The following is a 23,078-nucleotide window of genomic DNA, read 5'->3' on the forward strand; positions in this document are numbered from 1 at the left end:
ATTAATAATTATTACTAATAATAAAATAACATGTGCACAATATATGTCAATGGTGGAGTAGAATGAAAAAGGAGAGACGGACCGAAGAACTAGCCCCCGAGCATATATTCACTGAAAACAACAACCTTATTGCGACCAGTATTTTTGGCCGAATAAAGAGCCTTATCTGCAAGATCAATAACAGTATTAATATCTCTACTATTGTCTGGATAAAAAGAGATTCCAACAGAGACCGTCAGCGATTCTTTGCGGGAGGAGCCAAAGTGGATATCTATACTTTCGAAAGATTCACGCAACGCTTCTGCCCGTTTAATTACGACATCACGGCTAATACTTGTCATAACCACTAAAAATTCCTCTCCGCCCATACGGCAGAGAATATCCTCGTCGCGAACCTGACTAAGCAAAATTTCAGCGACACGTTTTAAGACCTCGTCACCAGCCTCATGCCCGTAGGTATCATTAAATCTCTTAAAGAAATCTATATCGATCATAACGGCGGCCAGAGACTCACTACGGCGGGAGGCCCGGGAGACTTCTCTATTAATGCTTTCGAGCATATACCGCCTATTATGAAGCCCGGTAAGAGGATCTCGCACAGACTGTTCTCGCAGATTTTCACGCAACTGAATATTAGACAAAGCCAGAGAAAAATGCTCGGAAATAGTAACAACCAAACGCTGACGCTCTTTCCCGGTACATATTTTTTTTGTCTCGTCCGAAAGACATGCCTTCTGGTCGCAAACGAGAAGCATCAGCCCGATCAACTGTTCCTGATTATGCATCGGAACACATATATAACAGGTACTTAACTCTTTAGAAAAATGATCACAATTAAGTCCCTGAGCATCACGGGAGACGTAATGGAATTTGTCCATGCGTAATCCCCAACACTCATCAGGAGCAAAACTATCTTTAAAGATATCTTCTCTATCGCCCCAGCTAGCCTTCTTATTTAGTAGAGTTCCATCATCATCAAACAGATACAAGGCCCCTACATCACGAGGAAATAAACGTTTTGCATAGTCTCGTATAATATGGAGAGCTTCAGCGGTGGAATTACACCTCTGCAAATAATCGCTAAACTCATTCAGAGTCAAAATTTCTTTATTAATTCGTTCCTGATCCTTGATCTGGCTGGCTATTTTTTGAGTTCTATTTTGCACAGTCCGTTCAAGATTAGTATTTACTTCTGCAAGCTCTCCTTCCACCACTTTACGCTTATGGACTTCACTCACAAGGCGGAGGTTATACCTGATTAGCCTGACACCCAGAAAAAGAACCATTAAAATAAGTGCAGATGAAATGCACAGTACCCAGTAGATAGTCCGGGTTGTTTTTCCTAGACGGGTCAGCACTGTAGCCTGGATGAAGGATACCTGTTTATTGATCTCCAGCAGGGCCTTCTGAAGTTCCCCACTGACTCCCTCTCCAAACCTAAGCCCCACCTCTTTCATATGCTTAACTAAAATATAAAAATTTTCCTGATAGTGATTCAACTCAGCTAAAACTTCACCCTTAAGCTGAGGACTCAGCCCGCTTTCTTTCACAGCATCAACCAGTGCTACATATTTATTTTTGAAATCCTCGACGGATGTAAGTTTCTTATTCTGGACAAATTCATTTTCACTTCGACGACAAGCCGCGACCATAGAAAGTAAGCGGTATTCCCCGGCATTTTCGAGTTTATTTTCCATAGAGAGAGCGATCCTAAGCAAGACGCCCTGTTCTCCAAATCCTTCTGCCAAACCAATAACCATCTGCTTTTCTTTGTAAGCTATAAACAGATCCCGATAATCCCGCACTTTGAGCTGAGTTAGCATGATTTCGGACTCGGAAAGAACATCACTCTCACCGGCCAATAGTTCTAAGTTGTGAACAAGATCATCGTAACTATGTAAGAACCCAGCAACGTCCTCAATCTCTTTTGTATGTACAAAAGCATCTTGGTGAGCCTGACATCTAACGGCAGCATTACTTATCTGGGAGCTGTAAAACTGTGCTTTTGCATAAGAGGCATTTAGATAAACTGCTAAAAAAAGAGAAACCAGTAGCGCAGCCGCCATGACAGAGGCGAACACAACCAGAATGACATTTCTATCAATATTTCTCATACGCAGTTTAATCATCGTCGTTTAATTCATTCCTGATATATTTTTAAAAATAGAATAGATAACGCAAAAAAACTGTTAATCGTCATCGCGATTCCTAACATCATCTCTCCAAGTCAACAGCGGAGCACAGCAGCCCTGCCCTTCAAATAGAGAACGACGAGCATCGTCTCCCTCAACAGGATCTCCCATGATAAGACAGAGATAACGATTCATCTTCTCATCCCAGAAAAGATCGGGGCAACGAGCCATGTAACCATATTTCCGATGTGAAACTTCACAGGGATCAGAGATACAACACCAACCGCAACCAACACATGGTTTAGTAGACACAAAAAACTCCATTCCGGAAATAATTATAGCCATAATGTTCAATCAAAACTTTTTTGACCAAACAGCTGAAAAATAGGGCGGACACTTTAAGAGAAGCGAGTGACTATACATAGTAATTTCACAAATTGTAAACTACATAGGTAATACACTAATAATCTATCTATATTAAGCAAGATAGTTTGCTGTAATCAAAGAATATTACATAAAAACAAGAAAATTATTCTCTTCCAATCCTGCAAATAATATTAAATTCATCTTCCGCAACAGGCATAACTGAGAGTCTGGATCCTTTTCGAAGTAATTCCATACCCTCAAGCCCGCTAACTGTCCTCAAAAATTTAAGGGGTACAGGATTTGAAAATTTTTCTACAAGCTTAATATCTACCATAAACCAACGAGGATTCTCTTCCGAAGATTTAGGATCAAAATGAGGGTCATCAGGGTCCCATGCTGTAAAATCAGGATAACTCTCTTTAACAACTTCAGCGGTTCCAACAACAGAAGGATTCTTTATGCTGTGGTAAAAAAGAACACGGTCACCAATCTCCATCTGATCCCGCATAAAGTTGCGGGCTTGATAATTGCGTACGCCATCCCAAGGAGTGGTCTGATTTTCAGATTCCGCTAAATCATCAATTGAAAAGCAACCCGGCTCGGATTTCATCAACCAATATTTCGTCAATCCCGCCTCCTATCTTCTGCAAATGTATTATTTCAAAAATTTCATAATAAAATTATCTAATAATTTTTCTAATTACGATCATGCCTGAGCCAGCATATCAGCCCTTACTCAGCGCATAACAGCATAAAGATACAACATAAAGGATTAACCAATGGAACGATCAAAGATATGGTAGCAAAAAAACATCTACTGGTGTATCGATTAAACATAGCATCAAGAGAATACTGCACAAATTGCGTGCTGACGGGGATTAAATGAAGAGCGACGAAAAAGAAAACATACATATTGCACAGCTTAAAGCAGATCTAGCTCAAAGCGAAAACCAGTTTCGCGAGCTTTTTGGTGGGATTGAAGATTCCATTATCATGTTTGAAGTACTCCCGAATGGCGAGAGAGGTCCGATTAGCCATGTGAATGATGCCGCATGTGAATCTCTAGGATACACCAAAGATGAACTTTTACAAAAGCCAGCCCAAAGCCTCCTCGCTAAAACTCACAACTCAGATAGTTTAAGAATTGAAAAAGTATTCAAAGGTGAAAATAAAGCACGATTTGAAACAAATCTTATAACAAAAAGCGGCACCCTCCTTCCGGTTGAAATTAGCGCGCGAAAGTTTGATTTTAAGGGCAAAGCGATGATCCTTTCTATTGCTCGTGACATATCTGCACGCAAATCAGCTGAGAAAATACAAAAAACTTACCTGAAACAACTTGAACGAAGCGTTGCGGAAAGAACTCACGAACTAGAGATTATTAATCAACAGCTCAAGATTGAAATCGAAGAACGAAATAAAGCTGAAATCAGCGCAAGGAAGACTGAAAAAAACATCCAAGCCCTACTCGATGCAAGTAATCAATCAATTGTACTATTGGAATTAGATGGTACAATTATTCATCTCAATAAGACGGTAATTGAAACCCTCGGTAAAGGGCAATCCGATCTGATCGGAAAAAACATCACTGATTATATGACTGAAGATGTGACGGAACACAGGCGTAATCAACTAACAAAAGTACTACAAACTAAAAAGCCCCTATCTTTTAGAGATGAAAGAGATGGAATGAGCTTTCTTCATAATGTTTATCCCGTCATAGAGGACGGAGAAGTTACGCGCGTCGCAATATATGCTGAAAACATTTCTGACATTCTCCGCAAAGACAAAGAACTCGAGCATACCCGCCATATTCAGGATGTATTGTACAGTATTACCAGCCACGCTCAATCTTCAGACAGCATTGATGATCTTCTAAAGTCTATTCACGGCATTATGATCAAAGAACTTCGAGCAGAGAACTTCCTTGTCGCTCTAATTAACGAAGAACAGAATTCTTTAGAATATAAATACTGCGCAGACAAAACGACAAAATCATGTCCAGCAATCAATAATATTTCATCAATTATAAATAAGAGTCTTAGCCTTTTACCTATCAACCGCAACAAAACCGTTCATCTTTCTAAAGAGATATTGATTGACCTAAAGCAAACAGGAGCACTAGAGGTTCACGGGATAATACCTGAGGTTTGGCTTGGCGTTCCCCTTCGTGTCAGGGGCAACCCCATAGGCGTCTTAATTATCCAAGACTATGACAATCCAACCCAATATACTCCGGAAGACCTGCAGCTTTTTTCTGCCTGCGCAGACCAGATTGCACTTGCTATTGAACGTAGGCGGTTTGATGAGCTGTCCAGATCAACACGAGACATATTTCAAACAATCCCCTCCGGTCTGATTATATATCAATACAAGGCACCGAATTCGCTAACACTAGTCGATGCCAACCCAGCAGCGGAAAATATTACCGGACGCAAGCTGAAGAAGTGGAAAGGGCGTGAATTTGAAGAAGTATGGCCAGGTTCTTGTGAGCAGGGAATTCTAGACAACTTCCTATCCCCTCTGCACACAGGGCAGGACTTCGTATCTGAAGATCTTTCATTTAAAAGCGAAAATGATAACACTATAAATTCATACAGAGTTCGCACTTTTTTCCTTCCGGGAGATAAACTGGGCGTTGCGTTTGAGGACATTAGCAAACATAAGTCTGCTGCACTTTCCATACGCGAAAGTGAGGAGCACTACCGTGCTTTCTTTGAAGACAATCATTCTGTCATGTATATTCTGGACACTTCAGACGGGAGAATACTAGACACTAATAAGGCTGCTGAAGCTTATTACGGGTATTCAAAAGAAGAATTACTTCAAATGAAAATTTCCGACCTCAACACATTATCAGAAGAAGAAGTCGTTAAAATAATAGAAAAAATTACACTAAAAAGACTCACAAACATAATGGGTAGACACAGGAAAGCAAATGGAGAATTGCGAAATGTAGAGATTTTTTCAGGACCATTTGAGGTAAACGGAAAAGTAAGACTCATTTCAATCGTTCACGATATTACTGAACGCTTAAAAAGCCAAACGGAGCTTTCAGAGGCAAAAGAAGCAGCTGAGCTGGCCAACCAAACAAAAGACGAATTTCTGGCAAACATCAGTCATGAAATAAGAACGCCTCTTAACGGCGTCATGGGAATGCTCCAGCTTCTAAAAGCAACCAAACTTGAGGACGAACAACTTTCACACATTGACACAGCGCTTCAATCCTCACGCAATTTGCTGAGGGTTTTGAATGACGTTCTGGACTTCACTAAAATTGAAGCTGGAATGCTTGATATTTACAATGAACCGTTTAATTTAGAAGAACTTATTGAGCAATGCCTCAACTTTTTTAAAGTTCAAGCAAACAACAAAGGAGTAATTTTAAGTTCATATCTCAGCCCTGAAACTAAAAACTGCTACACAGGCGACGAAGGAAGAATCCGTCAGATACTCTTCAACCTACTTGGAAATGCAATAAAATTTACAGATTCAGGATCGATAAGAATTGAAGTATATTCACTTCCGACCTCAACACCAGGTAAACACCGGATCTTATTTTCTATTGAAGACGAGGGAGTTGGAATACCAGACAGTAAAATCGACTACATATTTGAGTCATTTACACAAGTAGACGGATCCCTTTCCAGAAAATACCAAGGTACGGGATTGGGTCTTTCCATCGTAAAAAGACTAGTTTTACTTATGGGAGGAAAAATTACTCTTGAAAGCGAATACGGGGCAGGGACAACCGTTACATTCTGTATACTTGTCGGGGAAATAGTCGCCAGGACTTCTGTAGAAAAAGCAGAAATACCTATACTCCCCCCATCACGCAGACTGAATGTCCTTTTAGTTGAAGACGAGAAAGTGAATAGCCTCATGGCTCAAAAATTTATGGAAAAAAATGGACACCGCGTCATTTGCGCCGAAAATGGAGAGATATGTTTAGAAAAACTTCGTGACAATAAATTTGATGCAATTTTAATGGATGTTCAAATGCCCATAATGAATGGATTTGAAACCTCTAAAATAATCCGTAATTCGGAGGAGTTCACTGACATCAAGCACATTCCAATCATTGCGCTGACAGCGCACGCAACCAACAAAGATAAAGAGAAAGCGATTAGTGCAGGAATGGATGAATACATAAGTAAGCCATTTGAATGGGACCTGCTGGAAAAAACTCTTCAGAAAGTAACCTCGTAAAAACGATCCATTTTGAATTTAGAATAGTTACCGTTCTTGACTTATAGCGCCCGTTAGATAAGTAATTGCCTTGCAGATACGATTTACAATTGCTTGTTTTTCACTTTCGCTTTCATTACGTCAACTCCTTATAAATGAGTTCCATTAATGCATGTACTTGTCACCGGCGCGACCGGACTTATAGGCTCAAACCTTGTCCCACTTCTTTTGGAGCAGGGTTATAAAGTAAAGGTTCTAGTCCGAGATCCTGTTAAAGCTCAGAAAATTCTACACAACGAGGTAGAAATCTGCGCCGGACATCTTAATGATGAAAAAGCGATTGAAAAAGCAATGCAAGGCTGCCGATACCTTTTTCATCTTGCAGCCGACTACAGGCTATGGGTTCCTGACCCGCAGTCCATGTACACGACCAATGTGGATGGAACCAGACTGTTGATGGAAAAAGCCCTTGAAGCGGGGATTGAGCGCATTGTATACACTTCCAGCGTCTGCACTCTGGGCTACAATGCCGATGGAAATCCTGCGAATGAAGAACTGGCTTCCTGCCTTGATGACATGATCAGCCCGTACAAAAAATCCAAATTTCTAGCTGAAAAAGCTGTTTCCAGAATGGTAAAAGAGAAAGGTCTTCCGGCCGTAATAGTTAATCCTTCTACACCAGTCGGCCCCGGAGATTCACGCCCCACACCGACTGGAGCCATGATTCTAAATACTGCCCGCGACGGCGGCAGATTTTATGCCGAAACAGGCCTTAATATCGCCCATGTCGGGGATATAGCACACGGTCACGTTCTTGCTCTTCAAAAAGGTATCGTTGGACAGAGATACATCCTTGGAGGCGACAACATGCACCTGAAAGAACTTTTCGCCATAACCGCACATGCAGCCGGAAAACCAGGCCCCATGTGCAAAGTTCCACCGGCAGTTCTCTACCCAATTGCAATTATCAGTGAGCTTCTTACTAGACTAGGTCTGGTAAAAGAGCCTACCGCAACTTTAGACAGCATCCGTATGGCAAGTAAAATTATGTTCTACAGCTCTCAGAAAGCTGAAACCGAACTAGGCTATACTCATCGTCCCGCAATACTTGCTGTTGAAGATTCCATCCAATGGTTCAAAAAGAATGGAATGCTGGATTAATCGAGCCTACTTTAAGAAAAGACTCATATTTCTTTTCTTCTGCCAACTTTTAAGCTGATCAAAATGCTCTAAGAATCGGTAATAAAATTTGACGTCATTCCCCAGTGAATTCCCGTACACCCTTTTGTGAACCCCCTGAAAACCTGTCGATCTGTGATGAACACATTCCAATTGGCCAAGATACCTTACAGTGTAACCAGCCAGACGCAAGTCTAGATGGAAAGCCAGATCATCTAACTGGCTTGGTGAAAAACAGATATCAAAAGTAGGAACCTTTTCGAAACACTCACGCCTCATGAGATGACAACACCCCATTACAGTATCAACATCTCTGCGCACATCATAAAATCCGGGATCTTTACTCCAAAAAGGAATGCCGAGACTGAGACGGAATGCCCCCCCCTTCACAATAGATACATCCCTGAAAAGATATTGCAGCGATGCATCAGGATTCACAACCTTACAGCCTACCGCACCAATATTTGAGTCTTCTTCAATTGCAGTAACCAAAGCTTCCAACCAATTTGCAGGCAACGTCACATCGTCATCAAGAAAAGCCACATACTCACTCTTACGTGAAGTCATAACGTGATTCACAAGATAGTTACGTGCAGCAGGTGCCCCCATATTTATTGGCATATCTATCAATTCTATTGCAATTTGGGGATATGATTTTTGCGCACTTTTAACGACACCAAGACTTCCATCAGAGCAACCGTTAAGTAACACAATTATTTCACATTCGCCGATCGAAGATTCGCAGACACTCTTCAAAGTCATATCCAGTAAATCTGCTTTATTGTAAGAGTAGACACAAATAGAAACATCCGTACCAGCAAGCGCATCTTCACGGACAACGAACGGTTTCTCAAGCTCTCTTTTAGCCAGAGAAATAGGCATTTGAATTGGGTCCAGTTCCAGAGATTTGCCGTAAAATTCAATCGCCCTTTTGCTGTCGCCTAGTTTTTGAGAACTGCTCGCCATAAAATTATAAACGACTTCCGACCCTGCAGCGCCCAAATCGTCAGCCTTTTCCCAGCATTGCAACGCCTTTTCAGCATGCCCATTTTTAGCGTACAAAACAGCTAAACGGCAGGCAAAATCCTTTTCAAAAATTTCATGAATACTCATCGTGTCAACCCACTGATCAATATCAATACCAGCTTGAATATCTAATTCAGCAAGCATGTCTGCAACGATGACACTGCTTTTATCTTTTTCAAATTCTAAAAAAACTTCAGCATGAGCTTGAGCATATTTACCGCGTTTAACAAAATGCTCAACTTTTGCTTGCAATGAAGTATTTAGTTTTTCTTTTGTAAGCAAAAGCGACTTCGCCTTTACTTCTGGAGATGGATATAACTGATTAAATATATTCAGAATAGAAGGATTAAATGGAGCAAGTTTAACCAGCTTATTGATTAAATGAATGAAACATTTTGTTCCGTTAGCATTTGAATTAAGACCTTCGTCCGCGGCAAAGCGATTAAAATATGCTGCCCCAAGATCTTCATCCAAAACAAAATTTCGAATATGAGTAACATAGTGAAGACAAACTTCATCGAGATCCAAAAAATTTAGTTCGCTGGTAATTCCAGCTGGCAAATACTCAAAATCAGCAGTCATGACTTCTCCTGTGTAATCTACATATATCCAGTATTAAGCAAATATTCATTATTAATCAGGGCTTATTTTGGCGAACTCAAATTATTGACCGATTAGAACCTATTAGCAAATGGTGAGCCAGTTTTAATCCTTGGAGTTCATATGCAGCTCAACGAAATCATCATAATGCTCTAAAAATAAACGTAAAACATCGGGATCAAAATGTGCCGGCATAACCCGTCCATCCCCGTTTTTGATAATCTCGTAAGTTTTCTCATAGCTAAAAGCCTTCTTATATGGCCTTTCTGAAACCAGTGCGTCAAAGACATCTGCTATTGCAACAATTCTAGCTTCCAGAAAAATCTCTGACCCTTTCTTTCCTTTCGGATAGCCACTGCCATCCCACTTTTCATGGTGCTCAAGGGCAATATGGTGGGCCATTTCCAGACCGCCTAGTCCCTCAATCATATCGCCACCATATGTCGTATGTTTCATGATTTTGCTAAACTCTGTATCTGTTAATTTCCTAGGAAGTCTAACAATATCAGCAACATTTATCTTACCAATATCATGCAACTGCGCAAATTTTGAAATCTCTTCTACAAATCTTTCATCACAATCCAGAAGCTCAGATAAAAGTTTAGAATAATTATTAATTCTCATTATATGCATTCCCGTATCTTCATCCGCGGCCTTGGCTGCTCTCTTTAACGCCTCAGAAGTGCCATAAAGCAACTTTTTCAGAGTAGCACTTTCGGTGATGTCAGTTATACCAGCTTGGATAATGTGAGCTACATCAATATTTGCTGGGTCCCCGCAATCAACGATACGCGAATGATATTTGACTATTTTACCAGAAAGACAGCCTTCTACTAGTAACTTTCGTTCAGCAACCAAACGATCTATTAAGCGTTGAGCTTCTTTCGGGTCACCGCAAATTTCCGTTATTATCTCTAAAAAAGTAACCCCTCTCAAATCTCCGTAAAGCTCTATACTCGCTGAATTTGCATATGTAACAGGAGTTGAGCCAACACATACATCCTCTTGAAAATCAGCCGCAAGGGTTCCGAAAAGTGCGTAATCTGAATCGAATTTAGCCATCTATAAATTCCCTATAAAAGTAACCGAAAATACTACAAATATTAACTTAGCATACGCTCAATTTCTGCAAGCATTTCATCTGAATTAGGTAGCGGCTTCAAAAAAATGGTGTTTGACACTCGCACAGCATTCTCGAGCTCTACTGGTATTTTATACTCAGGAGAGCCTGTGTAAACAATGAATTTTAATTCCGGCCATAGCGTTATAGCCGCATCAATGAATTCGATTCCGTCTATTCCAGGAAGTCGCAAGTCAACGACAACTAGGTCAACTTGAACTGTGTTTAAAACTTTAAGCGCAGTTTCAGCACTTTCAGCCTGATAAATTCTCAGACCACTATCTTCTAAAGCCATTCCGATACTTTCGCGAACATATGTGTCGTCATCTAGAACCAATACAGTGTGCGACATTTCAACTCCCCTTTACAAAGGCGGGCATTTTAACATTAAACGAATCAACTCGCCTTCAACAGAATCAACTTCTAAACATCTTTTATGTTGAGTTACCACAACAAAAAAACGTCACTGCCCATATGTATAATTGTAAACAATTAATTATAAATTAAGCCAAGCAAAGTGAACGCTAACATTAAACGCTTAAGAACACTAAATGTAAGTTAGCTCTCATGACCATTTTTTTTACTGATCACATCAAAAAAGTCCCGCTCTCAATAAAGAAAACGGGACCTTAGCAAGCAAACTCATAACAAAAAGTCTTAAGCTAAATTGCAACCATAAACTATATAGCCTCTTCCTTAGCTGCAAAAAAATCATGCGCTTCAGCAAGATTAGGAACAATATTTAAAATCCTATCCATTTGCACGGCTTCAAAAGCGTTACGAATGTGATCGTTTCTGTTAACAAAAACAATATTTCCACCCCTGCGAAGTTCAGTCCTGTGCGCCTTCAAAAAAGCGCCAAGACAGGAAACATCTATAAAGAGGGCCTCATTAAGATCAACAATTATCTTACAGCCCCACTCCTCAGCTAATTCGTACAAACGCGGCTTCATGTGCTTTATGGTTTGGGTGTTGTAGACCCCTTGCAGAAAAAGGATAGTGTATTCATCTCTCACTTCTTCCGATAAATCAAAAGGCAAAGAAGTAGTGCGACCCTCCCCAGAGTCGAACCTCCGCCCCCCGTCAAAATCTTGACCAGGAAGATTGTCCAAAAAGACCCGATTCTTCAATAAGTTAATACTGTCTATTGTGTGCTTGTATGTCATAGAAGTAAGAATTGCATATTCGATGCCATTCCTTCCAGCATTCTAAAATCAAGCTCCTATAAAAATCCTTTACGCAGATGCAAAACCCTTCTTACTGCATAAAAAGCCATTCAAGCGGCTCAGCGAGGCCTTTTTCGACAAATTCTTCTTTCAAGACAACTCTACACTCTTCCGGGTGAAGCGGAGACCATTTAACGAACTCTTCAGGGCCGTTTGAATAAACAATAACGCGAGGCTTCCCCCAAATAGCTGCCATGTGAGCAGGAGAAGAATCGTTCCCCATGAACCAGCCAGCCTGTGAAATAACCTCCGACAAAAATGCAACACTCCCGCCCAAGTGAAAAATATTATCGCCCTTGAAAGCTTTTTTAACAGCTTCCCTTTCAAATGGAGCACACACAACAACAATCGGTAATACCTTTGCGATCTTGGCAACTTCTGCCGCCCAGTGCTCGAGAGACCACCCCAAACCGCCAGATGTCTTTCCGGCAGGGTGAAGAACTATGTACTTGCCCGGCTCCAGACCGTTTTGAGATAAAACCTGTTCTACTTCAGCTTCAGCCTGAGGATCATGATGTAGAACAGGAGGATCAACTTCCACTTTTTGATCGAGGACAAAACTCATAAAATGACTCCTCATTTCAAGAACATGCACCCCTTTAATATCAGTTCCGACGTGATTCAAAAATTGAAATGACCCTTTTAATTTATTACCAATACGCGCCTTAGCTCCGCCGAGAAAAGCGAGAAGTTCGTTGCGGACTCCTGAGCGAAAATGGATGGAAGCATCGTATTTATCTCTGCGCCATTCTTTTATCAGCTCCCATTGGCGTAACAATGAGTCTGTCTTACGATTGAAAACACAAACTTTATCGATCATAGGACTGGCACGAACAAGCTCAGCACTACCATCATCTACAACCATAGTGATATACGAATCAGGATAGAGATCTTTAATAACCTTAATAGCTGCAAGCACCATCAAAGAGTGCCCCAAAATGCCATTAGAAATAATCAACCACCGACCGCCTGTTCCTGATAATTTTATTCTTTTCATATTTATCTCGAATTTGCCTGAATTTGATAAGTAACCTCATAGAACTACCGTTTGTTCTTGATGCAGTACTGCCATATTAGAGACTAATTTGTCACGCGAAACAGGCTATACACTAGCAGCAAACGTGTATACGCTAATTACCAATAAAAGCAGAGGTATTATAAATATGTTTGACAACAACCAAAAATATCATGCTTAATAAAGTTCAGTTTTTCAGAAAATACCGACTAAAGACGTCCACTATTCTTTAACTACACAAGCGGAGATTTATCATGATTATTCTAACAGCAGCTCTTAAGGCAAAAAAAGGTAAAGAAGCAGATGTTGAAAAAATATTAGTTCACATGGTATCTGAGACAGCCCAAGAAGAAGGAGCTTTAGAGTACCGATTACACAAATCCACAACCAAACCGGGATCCTTTTACTTATATGAAAAATATACAGGGCAGGCTGCAATAGATGCTCATGTTGAGACTGACCATTACAAAGCACTTGGAGCCAGCCTAAATGGATTAGTGGAAGGAGATCTCGAAATAGAACTATATAATTTTATTGATGGAATTCCTGAAAACAAATAGCCAACATCCCCTCCACATATAAAGGAGGGCCGCCCTTGGCCTTCCTTTATATTTAAACTGAAACATTGCCAAAAGCTTACCATGACAAAATATCTACAGCTTCTATTAATAACATTGCTATTTCTACTCTCCAGCTTGATTGTTGCTCATGCCAGTTTTCTCCCTTTTGGAAGAATGTACAAAGCAGCTAAAGATGATAGGACATACAAAACTCAAGCACAGGACAGCAGACTTCAGTTGCAACTTCATAAGACAATACTACTCAGCATGCCATCTGAACTCTTGAGCATAAGCACATATGTCTATTTGGGACACGGCTTTATAGTGGGAGAAGTTCAAACTGAAGAGCAAAGTAGAGAACTAGTAGCCGCAGCGGGAAAATTGGATGGGATTAACGGAGTCAGCTATTACCTTCCTATAAAGAGCAAACAAGATCAGACTGCAACATCCTCTGCGCTTGAAATTAAAATTAACGCCATATTTGAACCAGACTATCCGTCATCAAAACTTACAGTAAAAGTTGTTCAAGATGTGGTGGTGGTTCTCGGAGTTCTCACCTCAGATGAGCAACAAAATACTCTTAACTCACTAAAAAAAATAAGTGGCGCCGATAAAGTTATTAATTTTATCCAAACACCCTCCTCGGAAGAAACAAAACGTAATAGACCAAAACCTTTACGAAATCTTTTCAACTGATTTACCGCGAAAGCCACATAGCTATCCTGTACTAATCCATACGATAGCTCACGCCTATGTATTTCCCAAAAAAAAGAGGAGCATTTGCTCCTCTTAATTACTTTTTTAAATAGCGTAAGATATGTTTCAGAATTACTTTTCCTCTTTGTACAAGTGAACATCAGTCTGAGGATAAGGAATAGAGATCCCGGCCTTATCAAAGGTAATTTTGATACCTTCAAGCAGATCCCATCTCAAACCCCAGTATTCAGAAGTTGCCACCCATGGGCGCACAAGAATATTTACACACGAATCACCAAGCTCCCCGACCACAATATTTGGTGCCGGATTCTTCAGGACTCTGCTATCTTCTGAAAGAATTCTTGCGAGAATTTCTTTAGCTTTTGGAATATCATCATCATAACTAATACCTATAACGAGATCTACGCGTCTTGTCTTATTGGCAGTGGTATTAATTATTACGGAGCTGAGGATCGACGAGTTTGGCACTACCACCTTCTGATTATCAGGGGTAGAGAGTTCGGTGTAAAATGCTGAAAGAGTCTGAACAGTCCCGGAAGTTCCGGCAATTGTAACATAGTCTCCCTTCTTGAAAAGACGAAGAACTATAAGCATAACTCCGGCGGCAAAATTTGACAGAGTATCTTTAAGCGCCAAACCGATAGCAAGACCGGCAGCACCGAGAACAGCAAGGAATGACGTGATATTAATCCCAGCCTGCCCGAGAGCTGCAACCACAAACGCGGCAAGCATCATATAATAGATAATATTCTGGATAAATGAGGTTAAGATATCATCGATCTTAGCCTTAGACATAACCTTACCAACAAGATTAGCAGACTGTTTTGCAACAAGCCGTCCCACAAGCAGAACTAAAAGAGCAACTATAATTTTAATCCCATAGAGGCTTGCAAAGCTAATACCTCTCTCAACTAAGCTGCTTATAAAATCAGGACTTAAAAGAGCGAGAGGATCATCAAGTGGAATATCTAAAAGTGATTTTTCGGTACCGTTCATAATTTTTCTTGTGTTTAGAGGGTTAAGACATCTGTCTAATAGCAAGACAGAACTGCATTGAACAATTCTGTCTTTACTATAAAATTTGCAATTATAATTTTCCGGTAATAGCGATCACGCCTAAAGATTAATAACCAATTTTGAGCGAAATTTAAACAAAAGGTTTTATGATGAAATATATTCCTAACAATCCTATAATCAGCCCAGCTGATTTACGAAACCAGTTACTTGCCTGACTAAAGGAACTATTCGCAAGCAGATTCCGAACCCAAGCGGTAGAACTTCCTGCAAGAACAATAGGCAAACAGTGGCCTAGCGCAAATAATACAATGAGAATAATACCGTTTGCAATCTTTTCCTGAACTGTGATGATAGCAAGAATCGGGGCGATGAATCCAAAAGTACAGGAACCGGAAAGAACTCCATATGCAAGCCCCAGCAAAAAAGCCCCCTTCATACCGGTAAGCTTCAAATTGCCCATAAGATTGCCCGAAATTGAGCATCCCTCAATACCTAGCATATCCAGAGCAACCCAGATTAGAATCAAACCGACAATGATTGTCCACCAAGGGCCTATATCACCCAGCATTCTACCGAGAACAGCGCATATAGTTCCGATCAGCGCAATGGTAATAAACAACCCCGAAGTAAATAATATAGCGTAAAGGGCGGCCTTTCTACCTTCCACAAGTTTGTTCTGCCCGCCGACATACCCTATGATCAATGGGATTGAGGCTAAATGACATGGGGAAAACAGAATACTTACAATACCCCATAGAAAACACCCCAGTGCGGCAAAACCGGTATCACTGACTATCCATGAATTAATAGTTAAAAAGAATTGATCCATTCCCTATTTGACCCCAAGCTCTGCAAGCTTTGCCTTAATGGCGGCTTTATCAAAAAAACCTTGATGACGATATCTTTCCACCCCGTCTGCGTCATAAAAAATTTGGGTAGGAATAGCGCTAATGGCGTATTTCTTTCCTTCATCCGGGTTTTGCCAGACATCAATAAAAACAATGGCAGCCTTTCCTTCATATTCCGCAGACAGTTCCTTAATAATTGGTGCCATCATTTTGCAGGGAACGCACGAATGCGCGCCAAGATCGACCATAGTTACCATACCGGGAATGGGCGTAACCTGTGGCTTGCCAGAAATAAGATCTGAAATCGCGGGGCCGGACGCATGAGACTCAGCCTTATTATTAACGAAAGAATAAACTCCAAAGCCTGTAACAACAGCAAGCAAAATTATAACCACTAACTTTCTATTCATTTTCATACCTTGATATACTTTAAGATAGTTCTAACCAACTGAGAACGTCCTTCTTACTAGGGCATCGCCCTGTAATTTTAACAGCTCCGTTAACAGCCACAGCCGGAGTAGACATCACCCCGAAGGATGCAATATCTTGAAAATCAGTTATTTTTTCAACAATTGCATCAACACCTGATTCGGCAACAGCCTCTCTCACTACTTTTTCAGCCTGTGCGCATTTCGAACACCCAGGACCCATCACTTGAATTTTTATCATGTATTTCTCCAATACATTAAATATACACACCGAAACAAGCCAAGACACATTATATATAAACCCAATACGTGGAGACCTTGCCATGCTTTATAATACCAATCCATCATTATTTTCTACCAACTGCGAGTTTTAAAATAAGAGCTTTATTTTACCGTTAGTCAAACATTCTCATCTTTCTGTCAAATACTCTGCACAACAGCACATTACCATATAATCCTGCACATCCACCTTGCACACCCATGCAATAGTTTGCACAAAGCCACTTTAACACTTTACATTTACGCATTTAATTCGGTATCTTAGAAAATGGACCATTAATTGCTAATATACGAGTTTGTGCAAACCATACTAATACAGTGCACTTTTACAGTTTTCTTATAGATCACACTCTCCAATATGGGTCGCGAGGGATGTTTTGGGTGGCGATGGTGGCGAAAAGTGGTTCGCCAAACTTATGAATTTCGTTAATTGTTTGGAGGGGTAATGCATTTTGTAATGGAAATGACTCTAGTTCTCGCCATGTTCATCTCGCTTGCGGCAGCAGCATGGGGATGTCTAAATGCATGGCAAGGTCAAAATAGCTCACTTAAATGGCTAGAGAAAGGACAACTCGTTGTCATTTCTTTAATATCAATCTCCAGCATAGTTTTGCTTTACGCACTGATGACGCGTGATTTCTCATTTAAATATGTTGCGGATTATACGAGCATAGATCTACCTAACCTTTACGCTGCAACAGCATTCTGGGCAGGACGTCCCGGTTCTCTACTTTTCTGGCTGCTCATTATAGCAGTTGGCGGAACACTTTTTCTCCGCACCAAGAACTATGCAGATCTCCCGCAGGAAACGAAAATCGCCTACTGGATGGTATATTTCGCCATTCAGGCATTTTTCCTATTCATCCTCACAACTGCAAGTCAGCCATTCATTGAGCTGCTTCATCCACCAGCCGATGGAACAGGGCTGAATCCGCTACTACAGAACCCCGGCATGGCCTTCCATCCGCCGCTTCTGTTCTTCGGATACGGACTATTTACTGTACCAGCCTGTTTAGCCATCGCAATGGCAATCACCAAAGGTGATGATTCATGGATGAAACTCACCCGCAACTGGGTGCTTCCAGCATGGTCCTTTTTGACCGCCGGAATTGTCCTTGGCGCGTGGTGGGCATACATGGAACTTGGCTGGGGCGGCTACTGGGCATGGGATCCGGTAGAAAATGCTTCAATCATTCCGTGGTTCGTAGCAACAGCATACCTTCACACCTCAATTCTTGGACACAGATACGGAGTGCTCAAAAGAGTCAATATCGTACTGATAAACCTCACATTCCTTCTATGTGTCGTCGGTACATATATTGTTCGTAGTGGTATCATTAAATCCGTTCACGCATTTGGTGGAGGCGGAGTTGGTGGATTACTGCTGACTTTTATCATCTTATATCTATTCCTGACTTTAACAGCGGCACTTTTTGCCAACACTAAAAAGACTAAACTGGAAGCAGAAGCCTTCAGCCGTCAGGGACTCTTAGTCGTTGCGGTATGGGTTTTCATTGCTCTTGGAACAGTCATTTTCCTTGGTACTATGTGGCCTGTTATCAGCCTCGGCTGGGAAGCTAATCCAGTAGGTGTTAACGCAGGTTTCTACAACACAGTTACCATGCCTCTATTCACTTTGATGGGCTTACTCCTTCTCATCTGCCCATGGTTCTCATGGAAAGAAGGAGTTCAGGATAAATACGGCCTCGGTGTTTCTGTTTTCACAGCTTTATGCCTAAGCGGAGCAGCATGGTTCAGCGGCATAAGAATGATACTTCCTCTTGTTGCCTTCGGAGCCGGATCGGGAGTCATTGCTTCCACCATCATGCTTGCCCTACGCAACAACTTATTATCCAGCAAACGTTTCTGGACCGCCCACGGCACACATTTAGGTGTAGCACTTATGATCGTCGGTGTGGCTATCTCAGGGCCTTACTCAACAACACATCGGGTAGCAGTCTCACCGGGACAGTCCTTTGAATTCTCAGGTTATGAATTTACTTATAAGGACCTTACCAAGTCTAAAACCGAAGCTGTCGGATCAGTGATGGCGAATATTGAAGTTCGCAAGGACGGCGATATGGTTGGAGTACTTCATCCTCAACAGCTGACTTACTCGACTAACGATCACCCGCATTCTGAAGTATCAACCATCTTCAGTTTCGGCAAAGAAGTATACGCAACAATTCACGATATCAGTAACGGTCGCCTTGAGCCGTTAACCGTCAGCGTTCACCCGCTGGTTAACTGGATCTGGGTAGGTGGAACACTTTCCACGCTATTCCCGTTTATAGTATTCTTCCCAAGAAGAAAGAAAAAAACGTCTGATTCTGACGCCAAATAATCAGGAGCAATATAATGCAAAACAATGCAAACCTTCGGGGAAAACAAACTGTGATTCTGACAGTGGCGGCAGGATTAGTTCTAATGCTTATGTTCTCATTCATGTCGAAATCGCAACAGCCGTCTCAGCAAGCTCGTCCTTCTGCTCAGAATTCTGGTCAGAGCGGGGAATCCAATCCTGCCGGTGCAGCTATGAGCGAAGAACAAAGCGGTCATATTGCGCACCTGATGAAGAGCTTGAATGAAGATCCGAATGACACCGAAGCTCTTTACGGTCTTGGCGAGTTATTCTTAGACATGAATTCGCTGGATAAAGCTGCTTTCTTCTTAGAAAGATTGATCAAACTCCAGCCGGAAAACAAAGACGCTTTATACCTATACGGAGTAGTTCAGCTGAAGCAGGATAAAACCATGCAGTCCGTTGAAACATTTGAAAAGGTAGTAAAACTTGATCCGGGCCACTACCATTCCTACTATTACTTAGGAATGATTCTACGGCACGAGTTAGGACAACAAGAAAAAGGGGCCCAATATCTGCAAAAGATTCTCGATATCAACCCTGACCACAAAGAATTAATCGACGCAGTTAAACAAGAACTGGCTAGAAAATAACAAAACGCCCATGTGGATACAATCCGCATGGGCGTTTTTAATTCAGCTTCATTCAACCTAATTAAGACTTACTAGTTACTGCGTATTAATTACAACTTACCAAATTCTCTCATGGAAAAGTCTACCCGCTCAGCCACCGATAAATTCTGATCAGCAACCGAATCCACAAGATCTACACGCGGGTTAAGCCCATACCCATTCGCCATCTGAATTGCGAGGCCCGGACGCGCGTTCAGCTCAAGTATGAGCGGCCCTTTATTCGCATCCAAAACGATATCAGCGCCGAGATAGCCAAGCTTGGTCATTTCATAACAACTCGATGCAAGACGTAAACATTCCACCCAGTCCGGAATAACCAATTCAGACAATGGCCTCTTCGTATCGGGGTGAACTTCAATAGGCAGACCATGCTGAATAGCAAGTAGTGCGCGCCCTTTTCCGATATCTATACCAGCGCCAACTGCGCCCTGATGAAGATTTGCTTTACCATCAGAATTTGCTGTGGAAAGGCGCGCCATGGACATTATGGGAAACCCTTTATAAACGATAATTCGAAGGTCTGGAACCCCTTGGTAAGTGAACCCCTCAAAAACGTCCGCAAACTGCACCATTTCTTCAATCATTGCCACATCAGGGTTTCCGCCAAGACTGAATAATCCACTCAGGGTATTTGATGCATGGCGATGAAGATCATGCTCATCAATGACTTCTCCGCTGGGCTTCACAAAACCATCACCCTCACGGCCCGTAATTACGAGTATCCCTTTTCCGCCGCTTCCCTTGGCTGGCTTCACGACAAAGTTCGGCTCATCCTTTAAAAATGGTACCATTTGCTTAACGTGCTTTTGAACGCGGATAACTCCCAGCAATCTCGGGACGGCAATTCCAGCAGCTTCAGCAAGAATTTTGGTCTTCAATTTGTCATCTACACTGGGGTATAAATGCCGTGGGTTATTCTCGGCGATATGCCGCACATTTCGCATATTCATGCCGACAATGCCATGCTCCCGCAATTTTGATGGTGATATAAAACGTAGCATCTAGTCCCTTCCAAGCGGTTCAAAGCGACGAAGTTCACTAAGCCTGTATCCGGTATAGCTACCGATCATCAGGATTACAGCCAACACAACCAGCAATAGTTCGGGGAAAGAGTAAGTCAGGTGCCCGACGAAACGATTAGATAGCAAAAGATAGATAAGAGATGCTGTCAGCAGTGTTCCGCCACCCTGAATAAAAACCTCCTTCGGACCTTCCTCCTCCCATAAGATAGACATACGCTCGATGGTCCACGAGATAATGATCATCGGGAAGAACGTAACCAGAAGTCCTACATCGCTGCCCATTTTATAGCTTATCACCGAAATGGCGAGATAGATGATAATGACAAAAACCAGAACTGCCGATATTCGCGGAACAAGCAGCAAATTCAAATGACTGAGATATGACCGCAAAACAAGCCCGACACTAACTATAAGTAAAAACAACGCTAATCCAGCCAGAAGAGAAGTCTGCAAAAAGGTCAATGCGATCAAAATCGGCAAAAATGTTCCCGAGGTACTGACGCCCACAAGGTTGCGCATAATAACGACAATTAAGGCTCCGAAAGGAATCAACAATAGCAATTTAAATGAATTCTGCGCCTGCAAGGGTAGGCTGTAAATTGAAAAATCTATCAGCAGAGAGTCTTTATTCAGACCAGTATCGATTGCAACCTGATTCGCCAAAATTTTGGTAGTAACAGTCGAAAAGGAAAGTTTTGATTTACTTCCGCCTATCACTTCCAGCATAGACTCGTTATTGACCTGCCAGAGTAGGAATGAATCGGAGTCAATTTCAGTAGCCTTCGCCGGATCAAGCATCACCCACGAATCACCTTTTTTAATCTCCAAATAGCCTTTAATCTTACGTTTTTTGCCTTCACCGTTAAGAAAGAGTCCCTTAACCCGCTGAGAAGTAACTCCGGCTTGATTAAGTAAAACCTGTGCAAGACCAAGAGATCCGCCGAACTCACTTTTCATCTCAAGAAGCCTTGAAGAGCTTACATTTAACTCAGGCTGATTCATAAGTCTGAGCAATTCCTTCGAAACGATTACAGGATCATTGCCTTTTTTTCTGGCATCCTTAATCAATGAATCCGCCAAAGTCTTAGCAGAACCTGTTAGGATCGAAATTTTCGGACCGTTCTCACGCCCTTTAGCAGACCTTACTCCGGCAACATCCTGACGATAAACATCCGCCCGCATATAAATTTTATGGGGTCCAGTAGCGGATTTAGCTGTCCATATTCCACGGCTTGAACCGTTTTTAACGACGCTTTTAAAATCAAACCCCGGAGCCTGCTCCTGAATATTGGCAACAACAAGATCGTTAAGATTGTCCGGCATATTCAAAGAAACTTCCACAGGTCCACCATCTGCAACAAAAGTTACCGCGGCCTCAACGGTCCAAACGGTTTCCTTCGCATCAGGCGACAGTGAAAAGCCAAGAACTGAAATCTTATAAACCGAAACACCAACTCCTAAAATAAGAAGTAAGCTGATTAGAATAAGTAACTGATTCTTATTTTTATTTTTCATTTTCATCGCTCATCGGTGAAGTTTCGTAATCTAAAGTGACATCAACAACGGCCCTGCCACCTAAGAAAGTACGCCCGATAAGCACGGGAAATTCGAACTTGGAACGATCAGTCAGAGTAAATTCTGATTTAGTATTTATGGACCCAAGAATCACGTGTAGTTCAACAACGGGCCTTTCCTGATCGGGCATCCCGTGACGTTTAATTGAAGCAACACGCTTTAGCGGCCGCTCTATTTGAACAGATTGTCCAGCGGGAGATGTCATTGTAAAACGTACCCACTTTTTTCCGTCCCTTTCATAACGCTGAATTTTAGTTGCGCTTACTGAAGAAGTCGTTGCACCTGTATCTATTCTAGCAGCAAGCTTCATTTTTGCTTCATCAATAAAAACGTATTCTTTCTGACCGATAATAAGCATATCATTAAAAGACTTGGGCTTTTTTACCTCCGGTGCAGGCTCTACTTCTGCTTCGGACTTAGATTCAGGTTTAAGTTTAAGCACAGGCGCAGCCTCATTAACTTCCGGTTTGGATTCCTTAGCCGCGGGTTTAGCCGCGCTATCTTCCATTTTCACAGATACAGTAGGATCGGAAGACTGCGTTTGCTTCGGCCCACAAGCACCAAGCGTAAATGCCAGCACTAAAAGTAGAACAGATACCCATAATTTCATTTGCGATAACTCCTGGCAAAAACTTAAATTTAATCACTAAAACGAGAACAAGCACCCCATTGATTGATAAAGAAACCCTCAAAGCCAATTCTTAACAAATTTTGTTAAATCTTTTGCAAGAATAGCGACTTAAAAAGTACATTAAATTCAATTAAGAATCTATTACAATCAAATAT

Annotated in this window: 21 protein-coding genes; 6 read left to right on the forward strand and 15 right to left on the reverse strand. The window is 41.5% G+C overall.

The genetic code is table 11. The features are described from left to right. Positions 1-89 precede the first annotated feature (89 nt). From BR06_RS0103770 to BR06_RS0103780, 3 genes are all read right to left on the reverse strand, one after another. Positions 90-2,129 carry a sensor domain-containing diguanylate cyclase gene (locus tag BR06_RS0103770; RefSeq protein ID WP_031480278.1) on the reverse strand — a complete coding sequence of 680 codons (2,040 nt, stop codon included), beginning with the start codon at positions 2,127-2,129 and terminating at the stop codon, positions 90-92. A gap of 60 nt (positions 2,130-2,189) precedes the next feature. Further along, positions 2,190-2,444, reverse strand: a complete 255-nt coding sequence (locus BR06_RS0103775) for a hypothetical protein (protein WP_235727656.1) — start codon at positions 2,442-2,444, stop codon at positions 2,190-2,192. Between the two features lie 217 nt (positions 2,445-2,661). Further along, the gene (locus BR06_RS0103780) at positions 2,662-3,126 is read right to left on the reverse strand and encodes an EVE domain-containing protein (RefSeq protein ID WP_235727657.1); all 465 of its coding nucleotides are present in this window, start codon (positions 3,124-3,126) and stop codon (positions 2,662-2,664) included. A 254-nt stretch (positions 3,127-3,380) separates the two neighbouring features. Between BR06_RS0103780 and BR06_RS19580 the strand changes: the two genes are divergently transcribed. Both BR06_RS19580 and hpnA read left to right on the forward strand, forming a co-directional pair. Continuing rightward, on the forward strand, positions 3,381-6,707 hold the full coding sequence (locus tag BR06_RS19580; protein ID WP_051676895.1) for a PAS domain S-box protein: 3,327 nt from the start codon (positions 3,381-3,383) through the stop codon (positions 6,705-6,707). Positions 6,708-6,854: 147 nt separating this feature from the next. Beyond that, the gene (gene hpnA, locus BR06_RS0103790; RefSeq protein WP_031480286.1) at positions 6,855-7,847 is read left to right on the forward strand and encodes a hopanoid-associated sugar epimerase; all 993 of its coding nucleotides are present in this window, start codon (positions 6,855-6,857) and stop codon (positions 7,845-7,847) included. A gap of 6 nt (positions 7,848-7,853) precedes the next feature. Here hpnA and BR06_RS19585 read toward each other — a convergent pair whose 3' ends face one another. From BR06_RS19585 to BR06_RS0103815, 5 genes are all read right to left on the reverse strand, one after another. Beyond that, positions 7,854-9,473 carry a glycosyltransferase gene (locus tag BR06_RS19585; protein ID WP_051676896.1) on the reverse strand — a complete coding sequence of 540 codons (1,620 nt, stop codon included), beginning with the start codon at positions 9,471-9,473 and terminating at the stop codon, positions 7,854-7,856. 123 nt (positions 9,474-9,596) lie between these two features. Continuing rightward, on the reverse strand, positions 9,597-10,553 hold the full coding sequence (locus BR06_RS0103800) for an HD-GYP domain-containing protein (protein WP_051676897.1): 957 nt from the start codon (positions 10,551-10,553) through the stop codon (positions 9,597-9,599). A 41-nt stretch (positions 10,554-10,594) separates the two neighbouring features. Continuing rightward, positions 10,595-10,963 (reverse strand): response regulator, encoded by a 369-nt coding sequence (locus BR06_RS0103805; protein WP_031480292.1) that lies wholly within the window; start codon positions 10,961-10,963, stop codon positions 10,595-10,597. A gap of 328 nt (positions 10,964-11,291) precedes the next feature. Then, on the reverse strand, positions 11,292-11,651 hold the full coding sequence (locus BR06_RS19590; protein ID WP_169738215.1) for an STAS domain-containing protein: 360 nt from the start codon (positions 11,649-11,651) through the stop codon (positions 11,292-11,294). Positions 11,652-11,868: 217 nt separating this feature from the next. Beyond that, on the reverse strand, positions 11,869-12,834 hold the full coding sequence (locus BR06_RS0103815) for a glycosyltransferase family 9 protein (RefSeq protein ID WP_031480296.1): 966 nt from the start codon (positions 12,832-12,834) through the stop codon (positions 11,869-11,871). A 272-nt stretch (positions 12,835-13,106) separates the two neighbouring features. On the opposite strand from BR06_RS0103815, the gene BR06_RS0103820 reads away from it, so the two are divergent. Together BR06_RS0103820 and BR06_RS0103825 are read left to right on the forward strand one after the other, a co-directional pair. Further along, positions 13,107-13,412 carry a putative quinol monooxygenase gene (locus BR06_RS0103820; RefSeq protein WP_031480298.1) on the forward strand — a complete coding sequence of 102 codons (306 nt, stop codon included), beginning with the start codon at positions 13,107-13,109 and terminating at the stop codon, positions 13,410-13,412. 81 nt (positions 13,413-13,493) lie between these two features. Further along, positions 13,494-14,108 carry a BON domain-containing protein gene (locus BR06_RS0103825; RefSeq protein WP_031480300.1) on the forward strand — a complete coding sequence of 205 codons (615 nt, stop codon included), beginning with the start codon at positions 13,494-13,496 and terminating at the stop codon, positions 14,106-14,108. A gap of 132 nt (positions 14,109-14,240) precedes the next feature. Here the strand turns inward: BR06_RS0103825 and BR06_RS0103830 are convergent, their stop codons facing one another. The 4 genes from BR06_RS0103830 to BR06_RS0103845 all read right to left on the reverse strand — a co-directional run bounded on the left by BR06_RS0103830 (position 14,241) and on the right by BR06_RS0103845 (position 16,660). Then, on the reverse strand, positions 14,241-15,125 hold the full coding sequence (locus BR06_RS0103830) for a mechanosensitive ion channel family protein (protein ID WP_031480302.1): 885 nt from the start codon (positions 15,123-15,125) through the stop codon (positions 14,241-14,243). A 151-nt stretch (positions 15,126-15,276) separates the two neighbouring features. Then, entirely contained in the window at positions 15,277-15,975 is a 699-nt protein-coding gene (locus tag BR06_RS0103835) for a cytochrome c biogenesis CcdA family protein (RefSeq protein ID WP_031480304.1), read from the reverse strand. Between the two features lie 3 nt (positions 15,976-15,978). After that, a complete protein-coding gene (locus BR06_RS0103840; RefSeq protein WP_031480306.1) occupies positions 15,979-16,404 on the reverse strand; it encodes a thioredoxin family protein in 426 nt (141 codons plus the stop codon). Positions 16,405-16,423: 19 nt separating this feature from the next. After that, complete coding sequence (locus BR06_RS0103845) at positions 16,424-16,660, reverse strand: thioredoxin family protein (RefSeq protein ID WP_031480308.1); 237 nt, start codon at positions 16,658-16,660, stop codon at positions 16,424-16,426. 486 nt (positions 16,661-17,146) lie between these two features. On the opposite strand from BR06_RS0103845, the gene BR06_RS0103850 reads away from it, so the two are divergent. Continuing rightward, a complete protein-coding gene (locus BR06_RS0103850) occupies positions 17,147-19,045 on the forward strand; it encodes a heme lyase CcmF/NrfE family subunit (protein ID WP_031480310.1) in 1,899 nt (632 codons plus the stop codon). Between the two features lie 14 nt (positions 19,046-19,059). Beyond that, positions 19,060-19,656 carry a tetratricopeptide repeat protein gene (locus tag BR06_RS0103855; RefSeq protein WP_031480312.1) on the forward strand — a complete coding sequence of 199 codons (597 nt, stop codon included), beginning with the start codon at positions 19,060-19,062 and terminating at the stop codon, positions 19,654-19,656. 89 nt (positions 19,657-19,745) lie between these two features. On the opposite strand, the gene BR06_RS0103860 is transcribed toward BR06_RS0103855, so the two are convergent. Genes BR06_RS0103860 through BR06_RS0103870 form a run of 3 tightly spaced genes read right to left on the reverse strand, consistent with a single transcriptional unit; the run spans position 19,746 to position 22,902 of the window. Then, complete coding sequence (locus BR06_RS0103860) at positions 19,746-20,696, reverse strand: alpha-L-glutamate ligase-like protein (protein ID WP_031480314.1); 951 nt, start codon at positions 20,694-20,696, stop codon at positions 19,746-19,748. Beyond that, positions 20,697-22,232, reverse strand: coding sequence for a UUP1 family membrane protein (locus BR06_RS0103865; protein ID WP_031480316.1), 1,536 nt, complete (start codon positions 22,230-22,232; stop codon positions 20,697-20,699). It abuts the gene before it with no gap. Continuing rightward, positions 22,222-22,902, reverse strand: coding sequence for an ATP-dependent zinc protease family protein (locus BR06_RS0103870; RefSeq protein WP_051676899.1), 681 nt, complete (start codon positions 22,900-22,902; stop codon positions 22,222-22,224). Before BR06_RS0103870 ends, BR06_RS0103865 begins: the two co-directional genes overlap by 11 nt. Positions 22,903-23,078 lie beyond the last annotated feature (176 nt).

Source organism: Maridesulfovibrio frigidus DSM 17176 (genome assembly GCF_000711735.1).
GTDB lineage: Bacteria > Desulfobacterota > Desulfovibrionia > Desulfovibrionales > Desulfovibrionaceae > Maridesulfovibrio > Maridesulfovibrio frigidus.